This is a genomic window from Streptomyces sp. NPDC029956, from assembly GCF_055574655.1.
The window spans coordinates 265,915-292,023 of record NZ_JBVHZJ010000003.1; the positions used below are offsets into that span (position 1 = coordinate 265,915).

At 73.4% G+C, this 26,109-nt stretch carries 24 protein-coding genes; 12 read left to right on the forward strand and 12 right to left on the reverse strand.

Annotated features, from left to right (window positions below; genetic code table 11):
* Positions 1-320 precede the first annotated feature (320 nt).
* From cseC to ACZ4XX_RS03740, 6 genes are all read right to left on the reverse strand, one after another.
* Positions 321-1,793, reverse strand: coding sequence for a two-component system sensor histidine kinase CseC (gene cseC / locus ACZ4XX_RS03715; RefSeq protein WP_468506385.1), 1,473 nt, complete (start codon positions 1,791-1,793; stop codon positions 321-323).
* Entirely contained in the window at positions 1,682-2,386 is a 705-nt protein-coding gene (gene cseB, locus ACZ4XX_RS03720) for a two-component system response regulator CseB (RefSeq protein ID WP_468506354.1), read from the reverse strand. The genes cseC and cseB overlap by 112 nt, the downstream gene beginning before the upstream one ends.
* Before the next feature lie 42 nt (positions 2,387-2,428).
* On the reverse strand, positions 2,429-3,190 hold the full coding sequence (locus ACZ4XX_RS03725) for a hypothetical protein (RefSeq protein WP_468506355.1): 762 nt from the start codon (positions 3,188-3,190) through the stop codon (positions 2,429-2,431).
* Entirely contained in the window at positions 3,178-3,750 is a 573-nt protein-coding gene (locus ACZ4XX_RS03730; RefSeq protein WP_055599255.1) for a SigE family RNA polymerase sigma factor, read from the reverse strand. Before ACZ4XX_RS03730 ends, ACZ4XX_RS03725 begins: the two co-directional genes overlap by 13 nt.
* A gap of 155 nt (positions 3,751-3,905) precedes the next feature.
* The gene (locus ACZ4XX_RS03735) at positions 3,906-4,901 is read right to left on the reverse strand and encodes an HhH-GPD family protein (protein WP_468506356.1); all 996 of its coding nucleotides are present in this window, start codon (positions 4,899-4,901) and stop codon (positions 3,906-3,908) included.
* A 33-nt stretch (positions 4,902-4,934) separates the two neighbouring features.
* Positions 4,935-5,606 carry a phosphatase PAP2 family protein gene (locus tag ACZ4XX_RS03740; RefSeq protein WP_468506357.1) on the reverse strand — a complete coding sequence of 224 codons (672 nt, stop codon included), beginning with the start codon at positions 5,604-5,606 and terminating at the stop codon, positions 4,935-4,937.
* Between the two features lie 248 nt (positions 5,607-5,854).
* On the opposite strand from ACZ4XX_RS03740, the gene ACZ4XX_RS03745 reads away from it, so the two are divergent.
* Positions 5,855-6,715, forward strand: coding sequence for a hypothetical protein (locus tag ACZ4XX_RS03745; RefSeq protein WP_468506358.1), 861 nt, complete (start codon positions 5,855-5,857; stop codon positions 6,713-6,715).
* 103 nt (positions 6,716-6,818) lie between these two features.
* Here the strand turns inward: ACZ4XX_RS03745 and disA are convergent, their stop codons facing one another.
* Both disA and radA read right to left on the reverse strand, forming a co-directional pair.
* Positions 6,819-7,943, reverse strand: coding sequence for a DNA integrity scanning diadenylate cyclase DisA (gene disA / locus ACZ4XX_RS03750; protein WP_266893207.1), 1,125 nt, complete (start codon positions 7,941-7,943; stop codon positions 6,819-6,821).
* A gap of 304 nt (positions 7,944-8,247) precedes the next feature.
* Positions 8,248-9,651 carry a DNA repair protein RadA gene (gene radA / locus ACZ4XX_RS03755; RefSeq protein ID WP_468506359.1) on the reverse strand — a complete coding sequence of 468 codons (1,404 nt, stop codon included), beginning with the start codon at positions 9,649-9,651 and terminating at the stop codon, positions 8,248-8,250.
* Between the two features lie 160 nt (positions 9,652-9,811).
* Between radA and ACZ4XX_RS03760 the strand changes: the two genes are divergently transcribed.
* Complete coding sequence (locus tag ACZ4XX_RS03760; protein ID WP_468506360.1) at positions 9,812-11,611, forward strand: BACON domain-containing protein; 1,800 nt, start codon at positions 9,812-9,814, stop codon at positions 11,609-11,611.
* A gap of 101 nt (positions 11,612-11,712) precedes the next feature.
* Here the strand turns inward: ACZ4XX_RS03760 and ACZ4XX_RS03765 are convergent, their stop codons facing one another.
* Complete coding sequence (locus tag ACZ4XX_RS03765) at positions 11,713-12,540, reverse strand: DUF3109 family protein (RefSeq protein ID WP_468506361.1); 828 nt, start codon at positions 12,538-12,540, stop codon at positions 11,713-11,715.
* A gap of 41 nt (positions 12,541-12,581) precedes the next feature.
* Here ACZ4XX_RS03765 and ACZ4XX_RS03770 point away from each other — a divergent pair, with 41 nt between their 5' ends.
* The 4 genes from ACZ4XX_RS03770 (at position 12,582) to ilvD (ending at position 17,170) form a co-directional block, all read left to right on the forward strand.
* Positions 12,582-13,514, forward strand: a complete 933-nt coding sequence (locus ACZ4XX_RS03770; RefSeq protein ID WP_468506362.1) for a Ppx/GppA family phosphatase — start codon at positions 12,582-12,584, stop codon at positions 13,512-13,514.
* A gap of 230 nt (positions 13,515-13,744) precedes the next feature.
* Positions 13,745-14,581, forward strand: coding sequence for a sugar phosphate isomerase/epimerase family protein (locus ACZ4XX_RS03775; RefSeq protein ID WP_468506363.1), 837 nt, complete (start codon positions 13,745-13,747; stop codon positions 14,579-14,581).
* Positions 14,578-15,192, forward strand: a complete 615-nt coding sequence (locus ACZ4XX_RS03780) for a TetR/AcrR family transcriptional regulator (protein WP_468506364.1) — start codon at positions 14,578-14,580, stop codon at positions 15,190-15,192. Before ACZ4XX_RS03775 ends, ACZ4XX_RS03780 begins: the two co-directional genes overlap by 4 nt.
* A 124-nt stretch (positions 15,193-15,316) precedes the next feature.
* Positions 15,317-17,170 (forward strand): dihydroxy-acid dehydratase, encoded by a 1,854-nt coding sequence (gene ilvD, locus ACZ4XX_RS03785; RefSeq protein WP_468506365.1) that lies wholly within the window; start codon positions 15,317-15,319, stop codon positions 17,168-17,170.
* A gap of 172 nt (positions 17,171-17,342) precedes the next feature.
* Here the strand turns inward: ilvD and ACZ4XX_RS03790 are convergent, their stop codons facing one another.
* Positions 17,343-19,529, reverse strand: a complete 2,187-nt coding sequence (locus ACZ4XX_RS03790) for a protein kinase domain-containing protein (RefSeq protein ID WP_468506366.1) — start codon at positions 19,527-19,529, stop codon at positions 17,343-17,345.
* Between the two features lie 158 nt (positions 19,530-19,687).
* Here ACZ4XX_RS03790 and ACZ4XX_RS03795 point away from each other — a divergent pair, with 158 nt between their 5' ends.
* The 5 genes from ACZ4XX_RS03795 to proC all read left to right on the forward strand — a co-directional run bounded on the left by ACZ4XX_RS03795 (position 19,688) and on the right by proC (position 23,199).
* Positions 19,688-19,978, forward strand: a complete 291-nt coding sequence (locus ACZ4XX_RS03795) for an SH3 domain-containing protein (RefSeq protein WP_468506367.1) — start codon at positions 19,688-19,690, stop codon at positions 19,976-19,978.
* A gap of 35 nt (positions 19,979-20,013) precedes the next feature.
* Positions 20,014-20,553 carry a hypothetical protein gene (locus ACZ4XX_RS03800; RefSeq protein WP_468506368.1) on the forward strand — a complete coding sequence of 180 codons (540 nt, stop codon included), beginning with the start codon at positions 20,014-20,016 and terminating at the stop codon, positions 20,551-20,553.
* A gap of 147 nt (positions 20,554-20,700) precedes the next feature.
* Complete coding sequence (locus ACZ4XX_RS03805; RefSeq protein WP_468506369.1) at positions 20,701-21,570, forward strand: ABC transporter ATP-binding protein; 870 nt, start codon at positions 20,701-20,703, stop codon at positions 21,568-21,570.
* A complete protein-coding gene (locus ACZ4XX_RS03810) occupies positions 21,567-22,304 on the forward strand; it encodes an ABC transporter permease (RefSeq protein WP_468506370.1) in 738 nt (245 codons plus the stop codon). The genes ACZ4XX_RS03805 and ACZ4XX_RS03810 overlap by 4 nt, the downstream gene beginning before the upstream one ends.
* Before the next feature lie 85 nt (positions 22,305-22,389).
* Complete coding sequence (gene proC / locus ACZ4XX_RS03815; protein ID WP_468506371.1) at positions 22,390-23,199, forward strand: pyrroline-5-carboxylate reductase; 810 nt, start codon at positions 22,390-22,392, stop codon at positions 23,197-23,199.
* A gap of 26 nt (positions 23,200-23,225) precedes the next feature.
* Here the strand turns inward: proC and ACZ4XX_RS03820 are convergent, their stop codons facing one another.
* Complete coding sequence (locus ACZ4XX_RS03820) at positions 23,226-23,822, reverse strand: cysteine hydrolase family protein (protein ID WP_468506372.1); 597 nt, start codon at positions 23,820-23,822, stop codon at positions 23,226-23,228.
* Between the two features lie 75 nt (positions 23,823-23,897).
* On the opposite strand from ACZ4XX_RS03820, the gene ACZ4XX_RS03825 reads away from it, so the two are divergent.
* Positions 23,898-24,923: a GlxA family transcriptional regulator gene (locus ACZ4XX_RS03825; protein WP_468506373.1), complete on the forward strand. Its 1,026-nt coding sequence runs from the start codon at positions 23,898-23,900 to the stop codon at positions 24,921-24,923.
* On the opposite strand, the gene trpS is transcribed toward ACZ4XX_RS03825, so the two are convergent.
* A complete protein-coding gene (trpS, locus tag ACZ4XX_RS03830; RefSeq protein WP_468506374.1) occupies positions 24,890-25,888 on the reverse strand; it encodes a tryptophan--tRNA ligase in 999 nt (332 codons plus the stop codon). The genes ACZ4XX_RS03825 and trpS overlap by 34 nt on opposite strands.
* Between the last annotated feature and the right edge of the window lie 221 nt (positions 25,889-26,109).

Sequence of the window (26,109 nt, forward strand, 5' to 3'; positions counted from 1 at the left end):
CCACGTGGCCCTCCCTGACTTCATCCTCCTCCCCCCCCTCCCTTCTCCCCCCCCCCCCCCCCCCCCCCCCCCCCCCCCCCCCCCCCCCCCCACCGCCGTAACCTCACGGCCCACGGCCCACGGCATACGACCCGGGCCGCAGGCCCACGACTCACGGCCCACGACTCGGGACCCGCGGCGCAGAAGCCGGACCGGCCGTCGGCCGTCGCCACCCGCAGCGCCGGGAGCCCTCAGCCGGCCGCCCGCAGCGCCGGAAGCCCTCAGCCGCCCACCCGCAGCGCCGGGAACCTTCGGTCGCCCACCCGCAGCGCCGGAAGCGCTCAGTCGGCCGGCCGCAGGATCGGGAAGCTGCCCGTGTTCGTCGGCGCGTGGTCCGGCAGCCACAGCACCGCGATCGCCCCGCCCACCCCGTTCGGCGCCGCCTCGGACGCCACGTTCCGGAAGGTCAGCCGGGCGCCCAGGACCCGCGCCTGGCCGGACGCGATCGTCAGGCCCAGGCCGTGACCCTGGCCCGCGCGGTCGCTCGTCCCCGTACGGAACCGGCTCGGGCCCTCCTTGAGCAGCGCCGCGGGGAAGCCGGGACCGTGGTCGCGGACGCGCACGACGCGGCCCTCGACGGTGACCTCCACCGGCGGCTTGCCGTGCTTGGCGGCGTTCGCGAGGAGATTGCCGAGGACGCGCTCCAGGCGCCGCGGGTCGGTGTTCACCCAGGAGTCGTGGACGACCCGGACGACCACCGCGGGATCGAGTGCCCGCACCCTCCGCTCCACGAACTCCCCGAGCGCGATCTCCTGGAGTTCCGCCCGCTCCGACGCACTGTCGAGCCGGGCCACCTCCAGCACGTCCTCGACCAGCGTCCGCATCGCCTGCGCCCGGTCCCGTACGAGTTCGGTCGGACGCCCCGGCGGCAGCAGTTCGGCCGCCGTGAGCAGCCCGGTCACCGGGGTGCGGAGCTCGTGAGCGATGTCCGCGGTGACCCGCCGCTCGGCCTCGATGCGCTCGTTGAGGGCGTCGGTGAGGGCGTCGACCGCCCACGCCAGGTCGTCGGTCTCGTCCCGTACGACCCCGCCGACGGCCTCCCTGACCCGCACGTCGGTGTTCCCCTGGGCGACCCGGCCGGCCGCGACGGCTGCCTTCCGCAGCCGCCGTGAGAGCTGGCCGCCGATGAGCACGCCGAGGGCGCAGCCGCCGAAGACCACCGAGACCGAGCCGATGACGAGGGCCCGGTCCAGATCGTTCATGATCGTCGCGCTGCGGTCGGCGAAGGGGATGTGCAGCGAGAGCACGTCGCCGTTGGCGAGCGGCACCGCCGCCCACACGTCGGGCGGCCCGCCGTGCCGGTGCTCCTGCACGTACGTACCGCGCCGCTTGTCCCGCATCAGCTGGTCGAGCTGGCTGGGCAGCGACGGGTCGTTGATCTTGGTGCCGAAGCGCGGTTCCTTCGGCTTCGACGTCTCGTACATCCGCTGGGCGAAGAGCAGCCGTTCCATCTGCACCTCGCGCGCGTTGTCGAGCATCGAGATGCGGGCGGCGTTGTGCACGACCACGCTCAGGGTGACCGCGATCAGCGCGCCGACCGCCGCGATGGCCACGGCGATCTTCCAGCGGACGCCGGTACGGAGGGGGCGCAGCTTCACCGGTACGTGCCCGTCTCGGGGGGTGTCGTGTGGATCATGGAGCCCTAGCTCTTGAGCTTGTAGCCGAAGCCGCGGACCGTCTCGATCCGGTCCTGGCCGATCTTGGCGCGCAGCCGCTGGACGTGGACGTCCACGACCCGGGTGTCGCCGCCCCAGCCGTAGTCCCAGACCCTCTCCAGGAGCTTGTCCCGGGACAGCACGGTGCCCGGCGCCGAGGAGAACTCCAGGAGCAGCCGCATCTCGGTCGGCGTCAGCGCGACCGGGGTCCCGCCCTTGCGGACCTCCATGCCGTCGGTGTCGACCTCCAGATCGCCGAAGGCGAGGAGTCCGCCGCCACCCGGTCCGTCCTCCTCGCGCTCACCGGCGCCGGGACCGCCCGCGTGCCCGAAGCGGCGCAGGACGGCGCGGATCCGGGCCATGAGCACGGCGCCGTCGAAGGGCTTGGTGACGTAGTCGTCGGCCCCGGCCTCCAGGCCGAGGACGACGTCGATCGAGTCGGCGCGCGCGGACAGCATGATCACCGGCACGGTCGACTCGTCGCGGATGCGGCGGCAGAGGCTGACGCCGTCCATGCCCGGCAGCATCACGTCGAGCAGGGCGATGTCCGGCCGCTGTGCCCGGAAGGCGTCCAGGCCGGAGAGTCCGTCGGGCATGGCCGTGACCCGGAAGCCGTCCCGCTCGAGGGCGAGCTGGGTGGCCTCACGGATGACGTCGTCGTCCTCGACGAACAGGACATGGGTTTCGGCCATCGTGCGTGTCCTTCGTATCTCTCTGCGGGTGGGGGGTCCGGCTCAGCCGACGGGGGGCTCGCTCGGCGCGGGCTCGACGACCTCGCCGTCGCCGACGGCCCGGCTGTAGTCGTTGTGCACCCAGTCGTGCTGGGTGAACCTGTTCCCCGACCAGCGGTACGTGATCACGTCCTCGCCCGAGGGGTACGCGACCGGGTCGCCCTTCGCGTACACCTGCTTGGTGACGACGAGCTCGCCCCGGTCGATCGTGGCGTAGACGGCGGCGTCCTCCGCCATGAACACGTTCTCGTACCTGTCGCTCTGCTTCCGGTAGACGTACGTGCCGATGCCGACGGCATCACCGCAGGTCATCACGTTGACGACGACGTCGGGCGCGGGCGAGTCCGTGAGGTTGCCGTACGAGGCGTCCACCGGGTACGCGTCCGCGACGCAGGGCTTCAGATCGGTCTTGAACCGCTCCTCGATCTTCGGATCGGCCTTCAGCAGCTCGATCGGATCGACCCGCTCGGCGGACCGGAGGTCGCCCTCGGCCGAGGGCGACGGGGTGGGCGCCGCCGCGGCCACGTCCCGGGTGGCGGCGGCCCCCTCGTCCCGGGACCCGGTGCCGCCGGTGGAGCAGGCGGCCATGGACAGCCCGACGGCGACGAGCCCGGCCGTCGCCGTGATGCTCGCCGCCTTGGCGGTACGACGCCGGCGGCGCCGCCCGGTTCCGTACCGGTCGTCGCCGCCGGGGCCGTCATCGCTGTCGATGTCGCCTTCGCCGTCGTGTCTTCTGCCGTCGGCTCCGCCGTCTAGGCCGCGCACCGCTCCCGCCCCCGTTCGTCGCCTCGTACGGTCGTCCGCTCTCCGGTCCGCCCCAGGGCGCGGGCGTCGAGATCACGGCTCTCCAGCTCCTGGCGGAGCCGGGCGAGCGCCCGGTGGAGCGTCGACTTCACCGTACCGGTCGACATGCCGAGCGCTGCCGCCGTCTCCTCGGTGCTCATCTGTTCCCAGTGCCGCAGGACGACGACGCTGCGCTGCTTCGGCGCGAGGACCTTCAGGATGTCCATGAGGAGGGCCCGGTCGGCGTGCTGTTCGGTCGGGTCGTCGACGCAGGCGTCGGGCAGCTGCTCGGTGGGCACCTCTTCGAGCTTGCGGGAGCGCCACCACTCGGTCCGCGTGTTGATCATGACGCGGCGGAGGTAGGCGTCGGCCAGGGACTTGTCGGCGATGCCGTCCCAGCGGCCGTACGTGCGGGCGAGGGCCGTCTGCAGGAGGTCCTGGGCGTCGACGGGGTCGGCCACGAGACGACGTGCACTGCGCAGCAGTGCGTCCTGCCGCGTGCGTACGTACTCCTCGAAATCGAGCACCTCGCCATGCCTCATCCGAACCGCCTCCGAACCCCGTGACCTGCTTCGTTCCTCGTGTCGTCGATGACGCTACGGAGCGGTTGTCACGGGGCTGTGCGGGGCAGCCGTCGGTGGACGCACGGCTACCCATCGGTTGTGTAACAGCGGGTGAGGGGCGGGCGGCGCCCGGCTCAGGCCACGGGCAGCCGGTAGCAGCCGTCGTCCAGCGGTTCGACCAGGCCGTCGGCGACCAGGCCGTCCAGGGCCCTGGCCCGCTGCACCGGCTCGTCCCAGACCTTGTCCAGGGCCGCCTGCGCCACGGGTTCGGTGGACTCCCGCAGCACCGCCAGGAGTCGGCCCCTGACCTGCCGGTCGGTCCCCGCGTACGTCTGGCCGCGCCGTGGCGGGCCGTCGTGCGCGGGCTTCCCCGCGAGCCGCCAGGCGCACCGACCGGAGATCGGGCAGCGCCCGCAGTCCTCGTTCTTCGCCGTGCAGACGAGCGCGCCCAGTTCCATCGAGGCGGCCGCCCAGCGGGAGGCCGTCGCCTCGTCCGCCGGCAGCAGTGCGCGGGCGAGCCGGCGTTCCGCGGCCGTCGTCGCGTTCGGCGGGTACTGGACGCCGGTCGCCGCCCGTGCGAAGACCCGGCGCACGTTGGTGTCCAGGACGGCGTGCCGCTGGCCGTACGCGAAGGACGCCACCGCGGCCGCCGTGTACTCGCCGATGCCGGGCAGCGCGAGCAGCTGCCCGTGATCGCTCGGTACGTCGCCGCCGTGCCGTTCCTTTATGGCCACGGCCGCCGCGTGCAGCCGCAGGGCCCGGCGCGGGTATCCGAGCCGCCCCCAGGCGCGGACCGCCTCACCGGGGGCGTCGGCGGCCAGATCGGCCGGGCGCGGCCAGCGCGCGAGCCACTGCTCGTACACCGGGAGCACCCGGACGACGGGCGTCTGCTGGAGCATGAACTCGCTGACCATGACGCCCCAGGCCCCGGCCTCGGGGTGGCGCCAGGGCAGGTCGCGGGCGTGCCGGTCGAACCAGGCGAGGACGGGCCCGTGCAGCTCGGCGGGCGGCGTCGGGAGGGCGGGGGCCTCGAAGGCCGCGGAGGCTCCGAGGGCCTCCGCTTCGTCCAGGGCCCCGGGGGCTTCGGCGGCGGGGGCGGCAGGAGTGAGGGGAGCGTCGATGGAAGTCATGGCACCTCCGATCCTGGCACGTCCCCGACGCGATCAGTACGCGCCGTGGCGGGCGCGCGGGGGGTCCTCGGCGCGCGCGGGGGCGTGAGCCCGGGGCCCGCGCCCCGCACACCACACCACGGCCGAGCTCCGGCTCGACCGGGCCGTCCCCACCAGAGCGCCCACCGGCCGGACCGCGGCACGCATGACGAGGAAGGCGACCAGACCGCCGAGGAACAGACCGACGGTCACGTCGTGCGGGTAGTGCACGCCGACGAAGACCCGGGAGAACGCCATGAGCAGCGCCATCGGCACGGTCAGCCAGACGATCCCGCGCCAGGAGAGGGCGAGGGCGATCGCGGCCGCGCCGGCGATGGCCGAGTGGTTGCTGGGGAAGGACCAGTCGCCGTACGGCGGGCAGGTGATGAGCGAGTCGGGCGCACCGGCGACGGCCCGACACGGACGGTCCTCGTCGACCAGCGACTTCAGCGACTCGCTCACCACGTACCCGAAGGCGGTGGCGAGCGGGGCGAGCAGCGCGAGCGCCATCGCCCGGCTCGAACCTTCGCGGGAGCGCCACCAGCCGGCCAGGAACAGCGCACCGAACAACAGCAGTCCGGCCTCGGTCCAGACCTCGGCGAGCCACTGGAACCAGTGGGGGGTCGCATGGGCGAAGTCGGCGACATCGAGATAGAGCCGGTCGGAGAGGTCGAGGAGGGTGTTCATGGTGCAAGACGCTAACCGGAATCCGCAGGCCGCCGCCCCGGGCCAACGGCCAGAGCGACCCCCGACGAAAGTGGGGGTGCTTGCGATTCGCTCCGGTTCCCGCCGGTTTGGGGCAGGGTCGAGCCGGCACCGGAGCACCGTTGCGGGAAAAGTTCCCGCGACCGATGGATGTGATCATCGGCAAAACTTGATGTTTCGGGCGGCGGGTGGGGCGGGAGTTGGCCCGGATCTCTCGTAAGGTTCGGGGCGTGGGATCTTTGCGCAATCCGGTCGGGCCGCTTCCCTCCACCATCTACTGGCGACGGAGGGCGGTGGCGGCGTGCCTGGTGGCGCTTCTCGCACTCCTCGCCGTATGGGCCGTCACCTCCGCCGACGGCGGCGGGAAGAAGACGAACGGCGGGGCCAACGGCTCCTCTCCCACCCCTCCCTCCATCACTCCGGGCCCCTCGGGCACGGGGGAGGCGATCAGTCAACAGCCGGGCGGACGCGACGAGTCGGGTGACTCCGGCGGCAGCGGCGGCACCACCGGGGGCGACGGAGGCCCGGGCGGCTCCGGTACGGATCCGGGATCGGGCACCGACGCCGGTACGGACGCGGGTACGGCCGCCGGAACCGACGGCGGCGGCAAGAACGGCGACACCGACGGCGCGGGCGGCGACGGAGGCGCGGGCACGGGTGCCGGGCAGCAGGTACCGGCCGACTCCCCGCTCCCGAACTGCCCGGCCGGAGCACTGCAGTTGACGCTCCGCAGCGCCAAGGTCAGCTACGAGGCGGGGGAGAAGCCCCGCTTCCACCTCGTCGCCAGGAACACCTCGAAGGCCGCCTGCAAGGCCGACTTCGGGCCCCGCGCCGCGGTTCTGACGATCAGCGACAAGCAGGACGACGAGGTCTGGTCCTCCGCGGACTGCCCGCGCCCCGGTGACCCGGTCCTGCTGCGCGTCCCCGCGGGCGCCACCGTCACCCACACCGTGGAGTGGGACCGCGGACGCAGCGCCCCGCAGTGCGCCACCGCCCCGGCGGGCCAGGCCGCCCCCGGCACCTACCTCGTGGAGGCGACGATGCCGGGCGCGAAGGTGCTTCCGGCCTCGTTCACGCTCGCCAAGGACTGATCGGCCGCGGGGAAGGGCCGTGAGGTCGTGAGCGGTCCGTCCCGGGTCCTGTCGTCACATTCCGTCGTCGCCCGCGGGGCGGGCGGGAGCCTGACGGCAGGGCCTAGACGTACCGCTCCAGGATCGAGGACTCCGCCAGCCGGGACAGGCCCTCGCGCACGCTGCGGGCGCGGGCCTCGCCGACGCCGTCCACGGTCTGGAGGTCGTCCACACTGGCCGCGAGCAGCTTCTGCAGCCCGCCGAAGTGCTCCACGAGCCGCTCGATGATCGCGCCCGGCAGCCGCGGCACCTTGGCGAGGAGCCGGTAGCCGCGCGGCGAGACGGCCGAGTCGAGGGTCTCCGGCGAGCCGCTGTAGCCCAGCGCCCGTGCCACGACCGGCAGTTCGAGCAGTTCGGTGTGGGTCAGCGCGTCCAGCTCGGTCAGCGCCTCCGCGACCGTCCGCGAGCGCTTGGCCGTCGGCTCCGGCACGTAGTCCCGGATGACCAGCTCGCGCTCCGGCTCCACGCCCGCGATCAGCTCGTCGAGCTGGAGCGAGAGGAGCCGCCCGTCCGTGCCGAGCTCGACCACGTACTCGGCGATCTCGGTGGCGATCCGGCGGACCATCTCCAGGCGCTGGGCGACCGCGGTGACGTCCCGGACCGTGACCAGGTCCTCGATCTCCAGCGCGGAGAGCGTGCCGGCCACCTCGTCGAGCCGGAGCTTGTACCGCTCCAGGGTCGCGAGCGCCTGGTTGGCGCGGGACAGGATGGTGCCCGACTCCTCCAGGACGCGGCGCTCGCCGTCCACGTACAGCGCGATCAGCCGCATCGACTGGGAGACGGAGACGACCGGGAAGTTGCACTGCTTGGAGACCCGGTCCGCCGTGCGGTGCCGGGTGCCGGTCTCCTCGGTGGGGATGGAGGCGTCCGGGACCAGCTGCACGCCCGCGCGGTGGATCTTGGTGATGTCCTTGTCGAGGACCAGCGCGCCGTCGAGCTTGCACAGCTCACGCAGGCGCGTGGCGGCGAACTCGACGTCCAGCACGAAACCGCCGGTGCACATCGAGTCGACCGTCTTGTCGAGACCGAGAACGATGAGACCGCCCGTGTTGCCGCGGAGGATCCGCTCCAGGCCGTCACGGAGCGCGGTGCCGGGCGCGACGGCGCTCAGGGCGGCGCGCATCAGCGCTTCGTTGCCGGAGCCCGCGCCGGACTTTCCAGGAGCCGATGCCCCGTCCTTGGCTGCCACTGCACTCCTCCGGCTCGTACGGATGGGCGAGACCAGGGCAAAGTCTAGCGACACCACCCCGTCGCCCCCCGCCCCCGATCGATGACGGTGGTCCGAAAGGGGTCCCCGCCCCGACACGGAGTCAACCCTCCGCGCCTTTGCGAAGCGTACGGAGCGAACCGCCCGCGCGGTGTGAACATTCGGCGCCGACCCCTCCGCGTCCCCTCTCCCGAGGCCGCCCGAGACGGGCGGAGACGGGCCGAGCCGCCCGCTCACACCGCTCCGGGGCCGGGTGGCGCCGATACCGAACCGGGACCGGACCCCGCTACTTCTCCGCCCCCTCCGGCGCCTTCGCGCGCCGGCTGCGCGGGAGCACCCGCAGGGCGTCGCCCATGTCCGCGACCTCCGTCACCTTCATGCCCGGCGGCACCTTGCCCGGGTCCGAGGGGACCAGCGCGTGCGTGAAGCCCAGCCGGTGCGCCTCGGCGAGCCGGCGCTGGACGCCGGTCACCCGCCGGACCTCACCGGCGAGGCCGACCTCGCCGATCGCCACCAGGTTCTTCGGCAGCGGGGTGTCGCTCGCCGCGGAGGCGAGCGCGAGCGCGATCGCCAGGTCGGCGGCGGGCTCGGTGAGCCTCACGCCGCCCACGGTCGCGCTGTAGATGTCCCGCTTGCCCAGCGCGCTGATCCGGCCGCGCTGCTCCAGGACGGCGAGCATCATCGAGACCCGGGAGGTCTCCAGACCGGAGACGGTCCGGCGCGGGGACGGGATCTGGCTGTCCACGGTCAGCGACTGGACCTCGGCGACCAGCGGGCGGCGGCCCTCCAGGGTGACCGTCAGACAGGTGCCCGGCACGGCCACGTCGCGCCGGGTCAGGAAGAGCCCGGAGGGGTCGGCCAGGCCCGTGATGCCCTCGTCGTGGAGCTCGAAGCAGCCGACCTCGTCGGTCGCCCCGTACCGGTTCTTCACACCCCGGACCAGCCGCAGGCGCGCGTGCCGGTCACCCTCGAAGCTCAGCACGACGTCGACCAGGTGCTCCAGGAGCCGGGGGCCGGCGATCGCCCCGTCCTTGGTGACGTGGCCGACGAGGAGCGTGGACATGCCGCGCTCCTTGGAGGCCCGGATCAGCGCGCCGGCGACCTCGCGGACCTGCGCCATGCCGCCGGGCGCACCGTCGATCTCGGGGGAGGCGACGGTCTGCACCGAGTCCATGATCAGCAGTGAGGGCTTCACCGCGTCGAGGTGCCCGAGGACGGCCGACAGGTCGGTCTCGGCGGCGAGGTACAGATGGTCGCTGAGGGCGTTGATGCGGTCGGCCCGCAGCCGGACCTGGCTCGCGGACTCCTCGCCGGTCACGTAGAGCGTGCGGTGCTCGTCGCTGGCCGCCTTGGCCGCCACGTCGAGCAGGAGCGTGGACTTGCCGACGCCCGGCTCGCCCGCGAGCAGCACGACGGCGCCGGGCACCAGACCCCCGCCGAGCACCCGGTCCAGTTCGTCGACGCCGGTCGAGCGGGCGGTCGCCTGCCGGCCGTCGACCTGCCCGATGGGGACCGCGGCGGTGGAGACCCGGCCGGCCGCGGTCGTCCGGACGGCGGGTGCGCCGTACTCCTCGACCGTCCCCCAGGCCTGGCACTCGGGGCAGCGGCCGAGCCACTTGGCCGTCTGCCAGCCGCACTCGGTGCAGCGGTAGGAGGGCCGGTCCTTGGTCGATTTCGTACGGGCAGCCATGCCGCCACCGTAGCGGCCCCCACCGACAGCGGGCGCCGCGTCCCCGCAGGGCCCCGGAATGTTGGATTCCTGTCCCCTTTCGAGCGATACCTTCACCCGTAAGAATGAGAACAACGCAACCGGTACGAAAAGCGCCCCCCGGGCTGCCTACGGTCGACCGGTGACGAGCAGCAGGCTGGATCCCCCCGCACGCACCACCGGCGCACACCGGGCGCACCGCGCCACGGACCAGGGACCGCGCACGCTCGGACGGAGGCCCCCCGCCCGATACGAGGCCGCCCTCGACGGCCTCTTCACGTACTGCCTCTCCGTACTCTGCGACCACGACACGGCCACCGCCGTCCTCGGCGACGTCCTCGCCGTCGCCGATCGCCACCACGGCCGCTGCCCCTCGGACGAGGACGGCCGTGCGGCCTGGCTGTACGCCCTCGCCCGCTGGGCGTGTCTGCGCAGCCTCGGCGAGCAGCGCCGCCGACGCCAGGGCGCCCACACGGGGCGCCCGGCCGTCACCGCCCCCGAGCCGCCCCGGGTCCCCGAGGAGACCGCCGAGCGGCGCCGCACCGAACTCGCCCGGCTCGCCTGGCCCGAGGCCGCCGGCACCACACCCGAACAGCGCGAGGCCCTGGAACTGGCCGTACGGCACGGACTCAGCCACCGTCAGGTCGCCGCCGTGCTCTCCCTCGACCCGCTCGCCGCCCGCGAGCTCCTCGCCACCGCCGGCTGCGAGGTCGAGCGCACCCGCGCCGCCCTCGCCGTCGTCGAGACCGGCAGCTGTCCCACCGTGGCCCGGCTCACCGGCGACCACCAGGTGCTGCTCTCGGCCGCCCTGCGCGCCGAACTCGTCCGGCACGTCGACGACTGCCCCCGCTGCCGGAAGGCCGCCGAGCGCGTGGGCGCCGCCGGCCCCTGGCCCGGCGCCGGGTCGCTGCCGCAGGCCCGGCTGCCGCTCGTCGAGGCACCCCGGGCCGCCGCGTACATGGCGATGCTGCACGTCCCGCGCGCGCGTGCCGGCGCCCCGCGCTTCTCGCCGACCGGCTTCCCGATGGACCCGAAGGACCACGTGGCCCGCCGCGACCGGCTGCGGGCCCGCGCGGTGACGACCACGGTCGTCGCGGCGGTGGTCGCCGCACCCGTCCTCGCCCTGTGGACCTCCTACCGGGGCGCCCCGGTCGCCGACACGAGCGCCCGCGACGGTTCCCGGATCAGTGCGCGCGAGGCGGACGAACCGGACGGCCCCGACGGCCGCCCGTACGACCGCTACGAGAACGCGGGCAACGCCCGCACCACCCCCGAGCCCCGCTTCACCCGGGGCAGCCGCGCTCCCGACGTCTCCGTCGAGGTGCTCAGCCCCGGCGGTCCCCCCGGCCCCACGGGCCCCGCCGCACCGGGTGAGCCCGCCGCCGGCTGGATCACGGTCTCCGCACGCGGCCACGGAGACCTGACGCTGCTCACGCTCACCGCCTCCGGCGGTTCCCCCGTCGACTGGTCGCTGTGGACGGACGCGCCCTGGCTGTACGTGAGCCGGGCCTCCGGCACCCTCCGTCCGGGCGAGACGGTCACCGTCACCGTCCGCGTCGACCACGGCCGTGAACCGCAGGGCGCGTGGAGCGCCCGGATCGGGGTGAACCCCTCCGGCGCGGTGGTCAGGATCGACGGACGCGGACAGACCGCGCCACCGCCGGTCGTCGCCGATCCGGTGACACCCCCGCCGACGACCACCGAACCCACCACGCCGCCGACGAGCCCGCCCACGACGGAGCCGACCACCCCGCCGCCGACGACGGAGGAACCGCCTCCGACGACCGAGCCGACCGATCCGCCGACGAGCCCGCCTACGACGGAGCCGACCACCCCGCCGCCGACGACGGAGGAACCGCCTCCGACGACGACGGACCCGGGCCCGACGGAACCGAGCACTCAGCCCCCGACGACGGAGGAACCACCCCCGCCGTCGTCCTGAACCCCCGCCGCCGTCGTCCTGAACCCCCGCCGTCGTCGTCCCGAACCCCCGTCGTCGTCCTGAACCCCGGCGCCGGGGCGCCGGGGGGCGTCGGCTCGCGTCTAGCGCTTCGGGTCGGCCGGGTGCGGCGCCACCAGCGGCAGCTGCGACGAGAGCCGCGCCTCGCACAGCCCGGCCAGGACCTCGTACGCCTCCTGGCCCATCATCTCGGTGAGCTCGGGCCGGTACGTGACGTACACCGGCTCCCCGGCGCCGTGGGCCGACGTCGCCGACGTGCACCACCAGTGCAGGTCGTGACCGCCGGGACCCCAGCCCCGCCGGTCGTACTCACCGATCGACACCTGGAGGACCTTCGTGTCGTCGGGCCGCTCGATCCAGTCGTACGTGCGCCGCACCGGCAGCTGCCAGCAGACGTCCGGCTTGGTCTCCAGCGGCTCCTTGCCCTCCTTCAGGGCCAGGATGTGCAGCGAGCAGCCCGCGCCGCCCGCGAACCCCGGACGGTTCTGGAAGATGCAGGAGCCCTCCCAGCGGCGGGTCTGCCGGTCGCCGTCCTCGTCGAGCTGGGTCCAGCCCGAGTCCGTGCCGACGTCGTGGAACTGCCACAGCTCGGGCGTGAGGCGTGCCACGTGCGTCGCGACCCGCTTCTCGTCGTCCTCGTCGGAGAAGTGCGCGCCCAGCGTGCAGCAGCCGTCGTCTGCCCGGCCCGCCTGGATCCCCTGGCAGCCGCTGCCGAAGACGCACGACCAGCGCGAGGTCAGCCAGGTCAGGTCGCAGCGGAAGATCTGCTCCTCGTCGGCCGGGTCGGGAAACTCGACCCACGCGCGCGCGAAGTCGAGGCCCTTCTCGTCCGGCTCCACGCTCTTCCCCTGCTTCTTGGCGCTTTTGACCGCACTGTCTTTGCCCGGTTTCGCCTTTTTCGTCTTTGGCACAGGTCCAAGCGTATGCGGGTCGGCGCAGTAGCGTTCCGCCCATGAGACTCGGAGTCCTCGACGTCGGTTCGAACACGGTGCACTTCCTGGTGGTGGACGCCCACCCCGGCGCCCGGCCGCTGCCCGCCCATTCCCACAAGGCGGAGCTCCGGCTCGCCGAACTTCTCGACGAGAAGGGCGCGATCGCGCCCTTCGGGGTCGAGCGGCTCATCGCGACCGTCCGGGACGCTCTGCTCGCCGCCGAGGACAAGGGCTGCGAGGAGGTCCTGCCGTTCGCGACCTCCGCGGTCCGCGAGGCCAGCAACGCGGACGCCGTCCTCGCGCGCGTGAAGGACGAGACGGGCGTCGACCTCCAGGTCCTCACCGGCGAGGAGGAGGCCCGGCTCACCTTCCTCGCGGCCCGTCGCTGGTTCGGCTGGTCCGCGGGCAAGCTGCTCCTCCTCGACATCGGGGGCGGCTCCCTCGAAGTCGCGTACGGCATCGACGAGGACCCCGACACGGCGGTCTCCCTGCCCCTCGGCGCGGGCAGGCTGACCTCCGGCTGGCTGCCCGGCGACCCGGCCGACGCCGCCGACGTGAAGGCGCTCCGCCGCCATGTGCGCGCGCAGATCGCCCGTACGGTCGGCGAGTTCAGCCGCTCCGGCCGGCCCGACCACGTCGTGGCCACCTCCAAGACCTTCAAGCAGCTGGCGAGGATCGCCGGCGCGCCCGGCTCGGGGGAGGGCCTCTACGTCGAGCGGATCCTGACCCGCGCGTCCCTGGAGGAGTGGGTCCCGCGCCTCGCCGGCATGACCGTTCCCGAGCGCGCCGCGCTGCCGGGCGTCTCGGAGGGCCGCGCCGGACAGCTCCTCGCGGGTGCGATGGTCGCCGAGGGCGCGATGGACCTCCTCGGCGTGGAGGCGCTGGAGATCTGCCCCTGGGCCCTGCGCGAAGGCGTCATCCTGCGCCGCCTGGACCACCTGCCGGAGGAGTAGCTCCTGCGGCAGCGCGGCCGTCTGCCGGAGGGGTGGCTCACGCGCCGCCCGCACCACCTGCAGGCGTGACCGGACGCCCCTGGCCACGCGTGCGTGGAGGCGGCGCCGGGACGAACGCGTCGATCACGGCCGGTGTCTCCCCTGGCCACGCGCGCGTGGCGGCGGCCGTCGGGTCCCGGCGTGACCGGAACCACCCCCCGGTCCCCCGACGGGCCCCGTACCCTGTCCCCGTGGCAGAACCAGTGGTGCGCATCCCGGATGCGAAGGTCGCCCTGTCGACGGCCTCGGTCTATCCGGAGTCGACGGCGACGGCCTTCGAGATCGCCGCGCGCCTCGGTTACGACGGTGTCGAGGTCATGGTGTGGACCGATCCGGTCAGCCAGGACGTCGAGGCACTGCGCCGGCTCTCCGACTACCACCAGGTCCCGATCCTGGCCGTGCACGCCCCCTGCCTCCTCATCACTCAGCGCGTCTGGTCCACCGACCCGTGGGTCAAGCTCCAGCGCGCCCAGGCCGCGGCCGAGCGCCTCGGCGCGTCGACGGTCGTCGTGCACCCGCCGTTCCGCTGGCAGCGCCAGTACGCCAAGGACTTCGTCACCGGCATCTGGCGGATGGCGGACGAGACCGACGTGCGGTTCGCCGTCGAGAACATGTACCCGTGGCGGTACAAGGACCGCGAGATGCTCGCGTACGCCCCCGAGTGGGACGTCACCAAGGACGACTACCGGCACTTCACCGTCGACCTCTCGCACACCGCGACCGCCCGCACCGACGCCCTCGCGATGATCGACCGCATGGGCGACCGGCTCGGCCACGTCCACCTCGCCGACGGCAAGGGCTCCGCCAAGGACGAGCACCTGGTCCCCGGGCGCGGCACGCAGCCCTGCGCCGAGCTCCTGGAGCGCCTCGCGCGCACCGGCTTCGACGGCCATGTCGTCATCGAGGTCAACACCCGCCGCGCGATGTCAGCCGCCGAACGCGAGGCCGACCTCGCGGAGGCCCTGGCCTTCACCCGGCTCCACCTCGCCTCCGCGGCCACCCGCCCGTCCCGGGTGCCGCGCCCGTGACCGAACCGGCGGCCCCCCGCAGGCGCGGCCGCCCGTCCCGTACCGAGGAGGAGAGCGGACCGGGCGCGCGGGAACGGATCCTGGAGGCGGCCCGCGCCCAGTTCGCGGAGCGCGGCTACGACAAGACCTCGGTACGCGGCATCGCCAAGGCGGCCGGTGTCGACGCGGCCCTCGTCCACCACTACTTCGGTACGAAGGACGAGGTCTTCGCGGCGGCGATCGAGGTCTCCTTCGAGCCCGCGGCGGTCGTCCCGGCGATCGTCGGCGGCCCGCGCGAGACCATCGGGGAACGGCTCGCCCGGTTCTTCATCGGCGTCTGGGAGAACCCGGTCAGCCGCGCCCCGCTCCTCGCGATCGTCCGCTCGGCGCTCACCCACGAGGCGGCGGCCAAGGTGCTCAGGACCTTCGTGCTGCGGCGGCTCCTGGAGCGGATCGCGGACGAACTCGACGTACCGGACCCCAGGTTCCGGGCGGAGCTGGCCGCCTCCCACATGATCGGGATCGCGATCCTGCGGTACGTGATCCAGGTCGAGCCGATGGCCTCGGTGGACCCGGAGGAGATCGTGGCCATGGTGGCCCCGACCCTCCAGCGCTACCTGACCGAGGCCTGACCCCATCGGGCGGCCGCTGACCGAAAGCTGAACAGCCTGTCCGCCATGCGGACGCGCTGTCCAGATCTTGGTCCGTCGGCGTACGCTCGAATGCAAGCACCCCCATCACGAGGAGCGAGCCACGATGCCCGAGCTGAGGTCCCGCACAGTCACCCACGGCCGCAACATGGCGGGCGCACGCGCCCTTATGCGCGCCTCCGGTGTACCCGGCGCGGACATCGGCCGGAAGCCGATCATCGCGGTCGCCAACTCCTTCACGGAGTTCGTCCCGGGCCACACCCACCTGCAGCCCGTCGGCCGGATCGTCTCCGAGGCCATCACGGCCGCCGGCGCCATCCCGCGCGAGTTCAACACGATCGCCGTCGACGACGGCATCGCCATGGGCCACGGCGGCATGCTGTACTCCCTGCCCTCCCGCGACCTGATCGCGGACAGCGTGGAGTACATGGTCGAGGCGCACTGCGCCGACGCCCTGATCTGCATCTCCAACTGCGACAAGATCACCCCCGGCATGCTGATGGCCGCCCTGCGCCTGAACATCCCGACGGTCTTCGTCTCCGGCGGCCCGATGGAGTCCGGCCGCGCGACCCTGGTCGACGGCACGGTCCGCACGCTCGACCTGGTCGACGCCATCTCCGACGCCGTGAACCCGAAGGTCTCGGACGAGGACATCCTCCGCATCGAGGAGAACGCCTGCCCGACCTGCGGCTCCTGTTCCGGCATGTTCACCGCCAACTCGATGAACTGCCTGACCGAGGCGATGGGTCTCTCCCTCCCCGGCAACGGCTCGCTGCTCGCCACCCACACCGGCCGCAAGGCGCTCTACGAGAACGCCGCCCGCACGGTCGTCGACATCACCCGGCGCTACTACGACGAGGACGACGACTCCGTCCTCCCGCGCTCGATCGCGACCCGCGCCGCCTTCGAGAACGCCATGGCCCTCGACATCGCCATGGGCGGCTCGACCAACACGATCCTGCACCTGCTCGCCGCAGCCCAGGAGGCCGAGCTCGACTACGGCCTGCCCGACATGGACGAGGTCTCCCGCAGGGTCCCCTGCCTGGCCAAGGTCGCCCCGAACGTCGCCAAGGACCGCACGTACTACATGGAGGACGTGCACCGGGCGGGCGGCATCCCGGCCATCCTCGGCGAGCTCTACCGCGCCGGCCTCCTCAACGAGGACGTCCACTCCGTCCACTCCCGCTCCATCAAGGAGTGGCTGGACGCCTGGGACGTGCGCGGCGGCTCCCCGACCGACGAGTCCGTCGAGATGTGGCACGCGGCCCCCGGCTGCGTCCGCTCGGCGACCGCCTTCTCGCAGTCCGAGCGCTGGGAGGCGCTCGACGTGGACGCGGCCGGCGGCTGCATCCGCGACGCGGCCCACGCGTACTCCAAGGACGGCGGCCTCGCCGTCCTGCACGGCAACCTCGCGGTCGACGGCTGCGTCGTGAAGACGGCCGGCGTCGACGAGTCGATCTGGACCTTCGAGGGCCCGGCCGTGGTCTGCGAGTCGCAGGACGAGGCCGTCGAGAAGATCCTGAACAAGCAGATCACGGACGGCGACGTGGTCGTCATCCGCTACGAGGGCCCGCGCGGCGGCCCCGGCATGCAGGAGATGCTCTACCCGACCTCCTTCCTCAAGGGCCGGGGCCTGGGCAAGACCTGCGCGCTGGTCACCGACGGACGCTTCTCGGGCGGCACGTCGGGCCTGTCCATCGGCCACGCGTCGCCGGAGGCGGCCTCGGGCGGCACGATCGCCCTCGTCGAGGACGGCGACCGGATCCGTATCGACATCCCGAACCGTTCCATCGAGCTCCTCGTCGACGAGGCCACCCTGGCCGCCCGCCGCGAGGCGCTGAACGGCGTGTACGAGCCGAAGAACCGGCAGCGCAAGGTGTCGGCGGCCCTCCGCGCGTACGCGGCGATGGCGACGAGCGCCGACAAGGGCGCGGTCCGGGACGTGTCGAAGCTGGGCTGAGCCCGGCGCGGAACGACCGGAGACGACGGGGAAAGCCCCGAGACGGCCGGGAAGACCCGAGACGGCCGGGAAGACCCGAGACGGCCGGGAAGACCTGAGGCGACCGGGAAGACCTGAGACGGCCGGGAGCCGGCGGAGACGCCCGCTCCCGGCCGTTCTCCTCAGGCGCGGTTCACCAGGCGGCGGGGTCGCGCGTGTCCACCGCGAACACCGATCCGTCCGGGGCCGTGCCGAACACCCGGTCTCCGGCGACCACCGGAGGCGGCACCAGGGGCGCGTACGCGAGCCGGCCGTTGAGCAGCCGCGGCCGGGTCTGGCCGATCAGCGCCCCGCGCACGGTGTCGACGGCGAGCAGCCGCCCGTCCTGGACGGAGAAGTAGAGCCGGTCGCCGGGGCCCATGACCGGCGTGGACACGTTCCCCGCGCCCGTCTCCAGCTCCCACAGGACCCGCCCCTTGGGCGCCGCGGTGTCGAAGGCCGTGAGGTGCCCGTCGGCGTCGAGGATGTGGACGACCGCGCCGCGCACGGCGACACCCCGGACATCGATCCGGTGCGGCAGGGGCAGCTCGCGCACGCTGCCGCTGCCGGGGTCGAGCACGACCAGGCGGTCGAAGAGCGAGGCCTGGTAGCGGGAGGCGAGGAGCAGCGCACCGTCGCCGGTGTGGCCCAGCGGGTCGAGGTCGCCCGGCATGTTCCGCTGCCAGACCGGCTCGCCGGTCCCGGGGCGGATCTCTGCCACGCGCGTGTGCGTCCCGTCGGCCGAGGTCTCGGAGACGGTGAGGAGACCGGACGGGGCGTCGTACGGTCCCGGGCGCGGAGTCCCGAAGCCGGCCAGGCCGTGCCGCCAGAGTTCCTTCCCGTCGCGGCTTCCGACGGCCCGCACCCCGCCCCGCCCGTCGGTCAGGACGACGGCGGAGCCGGCCGGCACGTACAGCTCGGGGGGCTTCGCCGCTCCCGCGGTCCAGCCGGGGGCGCCGTCGGCGGCCGCGTGCGCCCGCAGCGGGTCCGCCGGAGCGGCCGCGCCGACCAGGCCGTCCGCGAGGAGGAAGGGCGCGACCGGGGACTCCGCCTCGACGGGCCCGGTGCGCGACCAGACGACCTTGCCCGTGACCGGGTCGAGCCGCGCGAGGCCGACACCGCGGGCCGTGCAGTACAGCGCGCCGCCGCCGTGGCTGCACGCGGGCGCGGCCGTAGGGCCGTGCATCTGGAGGGTGGTGTGCCAGCCGGTGAAGGCGGTGGCCACCTCGTCGGGCCGGGCGGGTGGCTCGGATCCGCCGCCGGCCGGGGCGCTCATGGCCGCGTACAGACCGGCCCCGGCGAGCGAGAGCGCCGCGGCGACGGCGAGCGTGAGGCGAGGCCTGAGGCGCATCCGGCCGAGACGCGGGCCGCGGCGGGGCGGGGCCGGCGGGGTGGCCCGTACGGGCGTGTCCGCGTCCCACGCGGGCGCGTGCCCGGGCTCGCGAGAGGCACGCTCCTCGCCGTGCGGGAGGGCAGGTCGGCGCCGCTGCGCCGGTATGAAGGCCTCCGCCGCGTACGAGGGAGGCAGCAGCGCCGACATGATCTGGTCCGGAGTGGGGCGCTCGCCCGGCTCCTTGGCGAGGCAGCGGGCGACGAGCGGGGCCAGCTCCGCCGGCACACCCGTCAGATCGGGCTCGTCGTGGACGACCTGGTACGCCACGATGTACGGGCTGTCGGAGTCGAACGGGCCGTGCCCGGTGGCCGCGTGGACGAGGACCGAGCCGAGCGCGAAGACGTCCGCGGCGGGCCCGACCTCGCGCGGCCGCTGGAACTGCTCGGGCGCCATGAACGGCGGCGAGCCGATCAGCTTGCCCGTCTCGGTGTGCAGATCGCTGTCGACGGGCCGCGAGATGCCGAAGTCGATGACCTTGGGGCCGGTGTCGGTGAGCAGGACGTTGCTAGGCTTGAGGTCGCGGTGGACGACGCCGGCGCGGTGGATGTCGCGCAGGGCCTCGGCGAGCCCGGCGGTGAGCCGCCGCAGTTCGGCCGGGGCCAGCGGGCCGTTCCGCTTCACCTGGTCGGCGAGGGTGGGCCCGGGGACGTAGAGGGTGGCCATCCAGGGGCGCACGGCACCGGGGTCGGCGTCGACGACCGGTGCGGTGAAGGCTCCGCTGACCTTGCGGGCGGCCGCGACCTCCTGGCGGAAACGCGCTCTGAACTCGGGGTCCTCCGCATACCGTGCGTGCACGACCTTGACCGCGAGCCGCAGCCCGGAGGCGGAGGCCGCGAGGTGCACGACGCCCATGCCGCCGGCGCCCAGACATGCCTGGAGGCGGTAGTCGCCCGCGTACTCGGGCTGCTCCGCATTCCGGTCCGCACCGGTGTTGCGCAACGGCGGCATCGCCCCACCCCCGTGTGATTACCCGTCACTCGCGCGCACCCGCGCGAACCCGACGGAGCCTAGTCCATGGCCCCCACGAAGTCGGTGGGGCTTGCTAGCCTGCGCGTCGCGGAGAGTGAAACTCGGCGGAGCGCTTTTGCGCCAAGGGGGAGGACACCATGAGCACGGACGAGAACAAGACGACGACGATGGCGAGCACGGGCACCCGCTACACGGTCGCGCCCGGCTACCGGGTCAATGTGCGCTCGGGCCCGAGCACCCAGTACCCGATCGTCCGGGCGCTGCCGCTCGGCGCCACGGTGGCGATCTCCTGCCAGAAGTACGGCGAGTGGATCAACGGCCCGTACGGCACCACGCGGATCTGGGACAACATCGCGCCGGGGGAGTACATCTCCGACGCGTACGTCCGCACGGGCAGCGACGGCTTCGTCGCACCGCGCTGCGCCTGAGGCCCTCCTCCGTCGCCCCGGGGATAATCGACATCGTGAGCGACGACGAGCAGACCCCCAGCACCACCGGCGGCCCGGCCGACGGCCCGACCGGCGGGACTCCTGCCGGGCCTCAGCCCGAAGAGATCCGTTTCTTCGGCACGACCTGGGTCGACCACAGCGGCTCCTACACACTGCGCCGCGTCGGCCTGGCCGTCGGCTCGCTGGCCGCCGCCGTCGCGGCCTGCTTCGTGCTGCGCTTCGCGTACGAGGGACTGGAGATCGCGGACGTCGGCGGCATCGTCAACATGCTGGTCGTCCTCATGTTCGCGGTCTGCAGCGCCATCGCCTTCCGCAAGACCTGGGAGGGCTTCGGCCGCAGGCCCGCGGACCCGGCCCGCGAGGAGTCCCTGCGCAGCCTGAAGGCGATCGGCTTCATCGGCTCGCTGCTCGCCTACTGCGCCCGCTGCTTCGTCGAGGCCCCGGGCGAGCAGCTCCGCCGCGCCGAGTACGACACGGCCCGCGCCCAGTACGAGAAGCGCCGCGGCACCCGTACGGGCAACCCGGCCGCCCGCAGGAAGCCCAAGCGCAAGTAGCCCGGGCGCACGAGGTCGGCGCCCGACAGCCCCCGCGAGATCCCTTCTCGTGGGGGCTTCGCCGTTCCCTCCCGCGCCCACCGCGACCGAAGGCCCGAGCCCGCCGGGTGCTTGACGGCCGGTATCGTCGGGAGGACTATTCATCGCATGATGAATTACCCGGCGGGTGAGGCCGCCGACCAGGCCACAGCCAGGTCCGACACCGACACCACCACGCCCGGGTCACCCCCGGCCCACCCGGCCGACACCACACCCGCCCCCGCCATCGCCGCCCACGGACTGACCACCGTCCGAGGCGACCGCACCGTCCTGCGCGGCCTCGACTTCACCGTCCAGGCCGGCCGCATCACCGGCCTCCTCGGCCCCTCCGGCTGCGGAAAGACCACCCTGATGCGCGCGATCGTCGGAACCCAGGCCAAGGTCGACGGCACCCTCCACGTCCTCGGCCACCCCGCCGGCGACCCCGCCCTCCGCTCCCGCATCGGCTACGTCACCCAGGCCCCCTCCGTCTACGACGACCTCACCGTCCGCCAGAACCTCGACTACTTCGCCGCAGTCCTGTTCCCCGGCCGCGCCCACCGTAAGGAACGCCGCACCACCGTCGACCGGGCCATCGACGACGTCGACCTCGCCTCGCACGCCGACTCCCTCGCCGGCCGGCTCTCCGGCGGCCAGCGCAGCCGCGTCTCCCTCGCCGTGGCCCTCCTCGGCACCCCGGAACTCCTCGTCCTCGACGAACCCACCGTCGGCCTCGACCCCGTCCTCCGCCGCGACCTGTGGAACCTCTTCCACCAGATCGCCGCCGACCGCGGCACGACGCTCCTCGTCTCCTCCCACGTGATGGACGAGGCCGAACGCTGCCACCGGCTCCTCCTCATGCGCGAGGGCGAGATCCTCGCCGACGACACCCCCGAAGCCCTCCGCCGCCGCAACGACACCGCCACCGTCGAAGAGGCCTTCCTCCGCCTCGTCGACGCCGCCACCGCCCGAGCCGCCCACGAGGAGCCCCGGCCATGAGCCCCGCCCGCACCCTCGCCACCGCCGCCCGCGTCCTGCGTCAGCTGCGCCACGACCCGCGCTCGATCGCCCTGATGCTCCTCGTCCCCTGCGTGATGCTCTTCCTGCTGCGGTTCGTCTTCGACGGAAGCCCCGGCACCTTCGACAACATCGGCGCCTCACTGCTCGGCATCTTCCCGCTCATCACGATGTTCCTGGTGACCTCCATCGCGACCCTCCGCGAACGCACCTCGGGCACCCTCGAACGCCTCCTCGCCATGCCCCTCGGCAAGGCCGACCTCATCGCCGGCTACGCCCTCGCCTTCGGACTCCTCGCCGTCGTCCAGTCCGCCCTCGCCACCGGCCTCGCCGTCTGGTTCCTCGGCCTCGACGTCATCGGCTCCCCCTGGCTCCTGCTCCTGGTCGCCCTCCTCGACGCCCTCCTCGGCACCGCCCTCGGCCTCTTCGTCTCCGCCTTCGCCGCCTCCGAGTTCCAGGCCGTCCAGTTCATGCCGGCCGTGATCTTCCCCCAGCTGCTCCTCTGCGGACTCTTCACCCCGCGCGACCGCATGGCCCCCGCCCTCGAAGCGATCTCCGACGTCCTGCCCATGTCGTACGCCGTCGACGGCATGAACCAGGTCCTCCGACACCCCGACGTCACCGGCGAATTCGTCCGCGACGCCCTCGTCGTCGCGGGCTGTGCGCTCCTCGTCCTCGGCCTCGGCGCGGCCACCCTCCGCCGCCGCACCGCGTGACCGCCCCTCGGACACCCGCACACCACCCGGCCCGCCGGTGCGAGGATGACGACACGTACCCCCCTCCGGCGAGGTGAACAGAGCCATGACCCAGACCGTCGCAGTCCTCGGCACCGGCAAGATCGGTGAAGCGCTCCTCAGCGGCATGATCCGCGCCGGCTGGCGCCCCGCGAACCTCCTGGTCACCGCCCGTCGCTCCGAACGCGCCGAGGAGCTCCGCGCCCGCTACGGCGTCGAGACCGTCACCAACGCCGAGGCCGCCAAGCGCGCCGACACCCTCATCCTGGCCGTCAAGCCCCAGGACATGGGCCGCCTCCTCGACGAGCTGACCCCGCACGTCGCCGCCGACCGCCTGATCATCAGCGCCGCCGCCGGCATCCCCACCTCCTTCATCGAGGAACGCCTCACCACCGGCACCCCCGTCGTCCGCGTCATGCCCAACACCCCCGTCCTCGTCGACGAAGGCATGTCCGTCATCTCCGCCGGCAGCCACGCCACCCCCGCGCACCTCGCCCACACCGAGGAGATCTTCGGCGGCGTCGGCAAGACCCTCCGCGTCCCCGAGTCCCAGCAGGACGCGGCCACCGCCCTCTCCGGCTCCGGCCCGGCGTACTTCTACTTCCTCGTCGAGGCCATGACCGACGCCGGCATCCTCCTCGGCCTGCCCCGCGCCCAGGCCCACGACCTGATCGTCCAGGCCGCCATCGGCGCCGCCGTGATGCTCCGCGACAGCGGCGAACACCCCGTCAAGCTCCGCGAGGCCGTCACCTCCCCGGCCGGCACCACCATCAGCGCCATCCGAGAGCTCGAGAACCACGGCGTCCGCGCCGCCCTCATCGCCGCCCTCGAAGCCGCCCGCGACCGCAGCCGCGAACTCGCCTCCGGCAACAGCTGACCCCCGGAGCCACCCGACCCCCGGAATCACCTGACCCCGGCGGACGCCCCCTGCACGACCTCCTCCGTCGTCACGACCTTCGCGAACCGCCCCCCGTGCAGGGACACGGCCGTCGCCCGCGACAGCTCGTCCGCGCTCAGCGACCAGCCGAACGGCCCCTCCAGATCGAACGTGTGCATCGCGTCCAGCGGGAACACCACCTCGTACCCGAGGTTCCCGCCCATCCGCGCCGTGGTCTCGTTGCACATGTTCGTCTGGATACCGACGATCACGATCTGCGCCACGTCGAGCCCGGTCAGCCACCCGTCCAGCGACGGCTCCCCGTAGAAGGCGGAGTTCACGGTCTTCCTCACCAGCAGCTCAGGGCCACCGCCCTTCCCGCGCCGCTCCTCGACGAAGTCCTTGAACCCGTTCCCCTCGTACCCCATCCGCAGCGGCGAGCGCGACCCCTCCACCGAGTCGTGCCGCACGAACGCCACCGGCCGCCCCGTCTCCTGCCACAGGTCGATCAGAGCCGCGATGTTCCCCTCGGCAGCCGGGTTGTTCCGCTTGCCCCAGAACTCCTCCTCGAAGCCCTTCTGTACGTCGATGACAACCAGCGCTGCGTTCTCCGTGATCTCCATGCCCACGATCCTGCCGCCGGCCGCGCCCCCCTCCCAGAGGGTTGAATGACAGCGATCGATGATTTACTGCCAACCATGCCGCCCGTGCCGCCGCAGCCCCCCGCGCCCCGCCCCCAGCGCATCGCCCTCCTCTCCTTCCCCGGCGTCCGCGCCTTCGACATCTCCGTCATCACCGAGGTCTGGGGCAGCGACCGCACCCTCCGCGGCGTCCCGCCCTTCGAACTCCGCAGGGCGGCCGCCGACCCGGACACCCCCATCCCCCTGCGCGGCGGTCTCTCCCTCACCCCCGACCGCCCGCTCAGCTGGCTCGACGACCTCACCCCCACCGACCTGGTCCTCGTCCCCGGCATCGAGGACCCCGACGCCCACGTCCCGGCCCCGGTGCTCGACGCCCTCCGCCGCGCCCACACCGCAAACACCCCCGTCGCCTCCCTCTGCGCCGGCGCGTTCGTGCTCGCCCGCGCCGGACTCCTCGACGGCCGCCGCGCCGTCACCCACTGGCACCTCGCCACGACCCTCGCCGACCGCCACCCCGCGATCCAGGTCGAACCCGACGCCCTCTTCGTCGAGGACACCGGCGTGTGGACCTCCGCCGGCACCGCCGCCGGTATCGACCTCTGCCTCCACCTCGTCCGCACCGCCCACGGAGCCGAAGCCGCCGCCGCCATCGCCCGCGCCATGGTCACCGCCCCCTTCCGCACCGGCACCCAGGCGCAGTTCATCGAGCACCCCACCCCCCGCGCCGACCGCGACGCCGACGCCCTCGCCGACACCCGCGCCCACGCCCTCGCCCACCTCGACGAGCCCCACACCGTCGCGACCCTGGCCGCCCGCGCCGGCATGTCGCCCCGCTCCTTCGCCCGCCACTTCCAGGCCACCACCGGAACCACCCCCCTGCACTGGCTCATCACCCAGCGCGTCGCCGCCGCCCAGAAACTCCTCGAACTCACCGACCACCCCCTCCCCGAGGTGGCCCGCCGCGCGGGCTTCGGCAGCGAGGTCACGATGCGCCAGCACTTCGCCTCGCACCTCGCCACCAGCCCACGCGACTACCGCAACGCGTTCCGTCACCCGACGGGCAACAGCCCGATCGCCCGATAGGCCCGGTCCACCAAGGGCCGCGCCGCCTCCCGGGCCCGCAGGGCCCCGTCCCGTAGCACCTGATCCACATGTCCGGGGTCCGCCGCGAGCTCGGCATGCCGCTCCCGCACGGGCCTCAGCAGCTCGACGACCGCGTCCGCCGTGTCCTTCTTCAACGATCCGTACGTTTCATATACACCGGCCAGCGCCTCGGGGTTCCCACCCGTCGCCGCGGCCATCAGATCGAGGAGATTCGCGAGACCCGGCCTGCCCTCCCGGTCGTACTCCACGTCCCGCCCGCTGTCGGTCACGGCCCGCATGATCTTCCGCCGCACGGTCTCCGCGTCGTCGAGCAGATAGACGATCCCGGCCCCGTTCGCGTGCGACTTCCCCATCTTCGACAGGGGGTCCTGAAGGTCCATGACCCGCGCCGCCACCTCGGGCCGCGTAGCCCGCGGCACGGTGAACGTGTGCCCGTACCGCTGGTTGAACCGCACGGCCAGATCCCGGGTGAGCTCCACGTGCTGCGTCTGGTCGTCCCCCACCGGCACCTCGTCGGCCCCGTAGGCCAGGATGTCCGCCGCCATCAGCACCGGGTACGTCAGCAACGACAGCCGCACACCCTGCCCGGCCGCCTGCGCCCGGACGCTCTTCTCCTTGTACTGGACCATCCGCCGCAGCTCGCCGTCCGTGGCGGTGCACTCGAGCAGATACGACAGCCGCGCGTGCTCGTCCACATGACTCTGCACGAACAGGGTGCACCGCTCCGGATCGAGCCCCGCCGCCAGCAGGAGCGTGGCCGCCTGCCGGCTGAGCCGCCGCACCCGTGCCGGATCGTGCTCCACGGTCAGCGCGTGCAGATCGACGACGCTGAACAGCGCCTCCGCCCGGTGCTGATCGACCTCGACCCACCGCCGTACGGCCCCGAGGTAGTTGCCCAGGGTCAGATGCCCGGTCGGCTTGACCCCGCTGAAGATCCTCGTCATCGCGTTCGTTCTCCCTCTTGTCCTGGGCGCCGACCCGACGGCCGGCTCCCGGAGGGGGATACGCGAACGGCCGCCGAGGAGGCGGCCGCTTGCTGCATGCGCGAGTGGTGGGGGGGGGGGAGGGGGGACCAACACCAGGGGGGGGGGGGAAGGGGGGGGGGGGGGGGGGGGAAGTACAAGGGGAGGGGGGGGAGCGAGGGTGGGGGAGGCCCTAGGTGTTT

Bases quoted from the DNA above. Each gene is read 5' to 3' on its own strand.
- cseB (WP_468506354.1), bottom strand. From the start codon at position 2,386: ATGGCCGAAACCCATGTCCTGTTCGTCGAGGACGACGACGTCATCCGT.
- ACZ4XX_RS03825 (WP_468506373.1), top strand. From the start codon at position 23,898: ATGCCGCCCGTGCCGCCGCAGCCCCCCGCGCCCCGCCCCCAGCGCATC.
- ACZ4XX_RS03735 (WP_468506356.1), bottom strand. From the start codon at position 4,901: ATGACTTCCATCGACGCTCCCCTCACTCCTGCCGCCCCCGCCGCCGAA.
- ACZ4XX_RS03805 (WP_468506369.1), top strand. From the start codon at position 20,701: ATGATGAATTACCCGGCGGGTGAGGCCGCCGACCAGGCCACAGCCAGG.
- ACZ4XX_RS03820 (WP_468506372.1), bottom strand. From the start codon at position 23,822: ATGGAGATCACGGAGAACGCAGCGCTGGTTGTCATCGACGTACAGAAG.
- radA (WP_468506359.1), bottom strand. From the start codon at position 9,651: ATGGCTGCCCGTACGAAATCGACCAAGGACCGGCCCTCCTACCGCTGC.
- trpS (WP_468506374.1), bottom strand. From the start codon at position 25,888: ATGACGAGGATCTTCAGCGGGGTCAAGCCGACCGGGCATCTGACCCTG.
- ACZ4XX_RS03770 (WP_468506362.1), top strand. From the start codon at position 12,582: ATGAGACTCGGAGTCCTCGACGTCGGTTCGAACACGGTGCACTTCCTG.
- ACZ4XX_RS03790 (WP_468506366.1), bottom strand. From the start codon at position 19,529: ATGCCGCCGTTGCGCAACACCGGTGCGGACCGGAATGCGGAGCAGCCC.
- ACZ4XX_RS03795 (WP_468506367.1), top strand. From the start codon at position 19,688: ATGAGCACGGACGAGAACAAGACGACGACGATGGCGAGCACGGGCACC.
- ACZ4XX_RS03730 (WP_055599255.1), bottom strand. From the start codon at position 3,750: ATGAGGCATGGCGAGGTGCTCGATTTCGAGGAGTACGTACGCACGCGG.
- ACZ4XX_RS03810 (WP_468506370.1), top strand. From the start codon at position 21,567: ATGAGCCCCGCCCGCACCCTCGCCACCGCCGCCCGCGTCCTGCGTCAG.
- ilvD (WP_468506365.1), top strand. From the start codon at position 15,317: ATGCCCGAGCTGAGGTCCCGCACAGTCACCCACGGCCGCAACATGGCG.
- ACZ4XX_RS03740 (WP_468506357.1), bottom strand. From the start codon at position 5,606: ATGAACACCCTCCTCGACCTCTCCGACCGGCTCTATCTCGATGTCGCC.
- proC (WP_468506371.1), top strand. From the start codon at position 22,390: ATGACCCAGACCGTCGCAGTCCTCGGCACCGGCAAGATCGGTGAAGCG.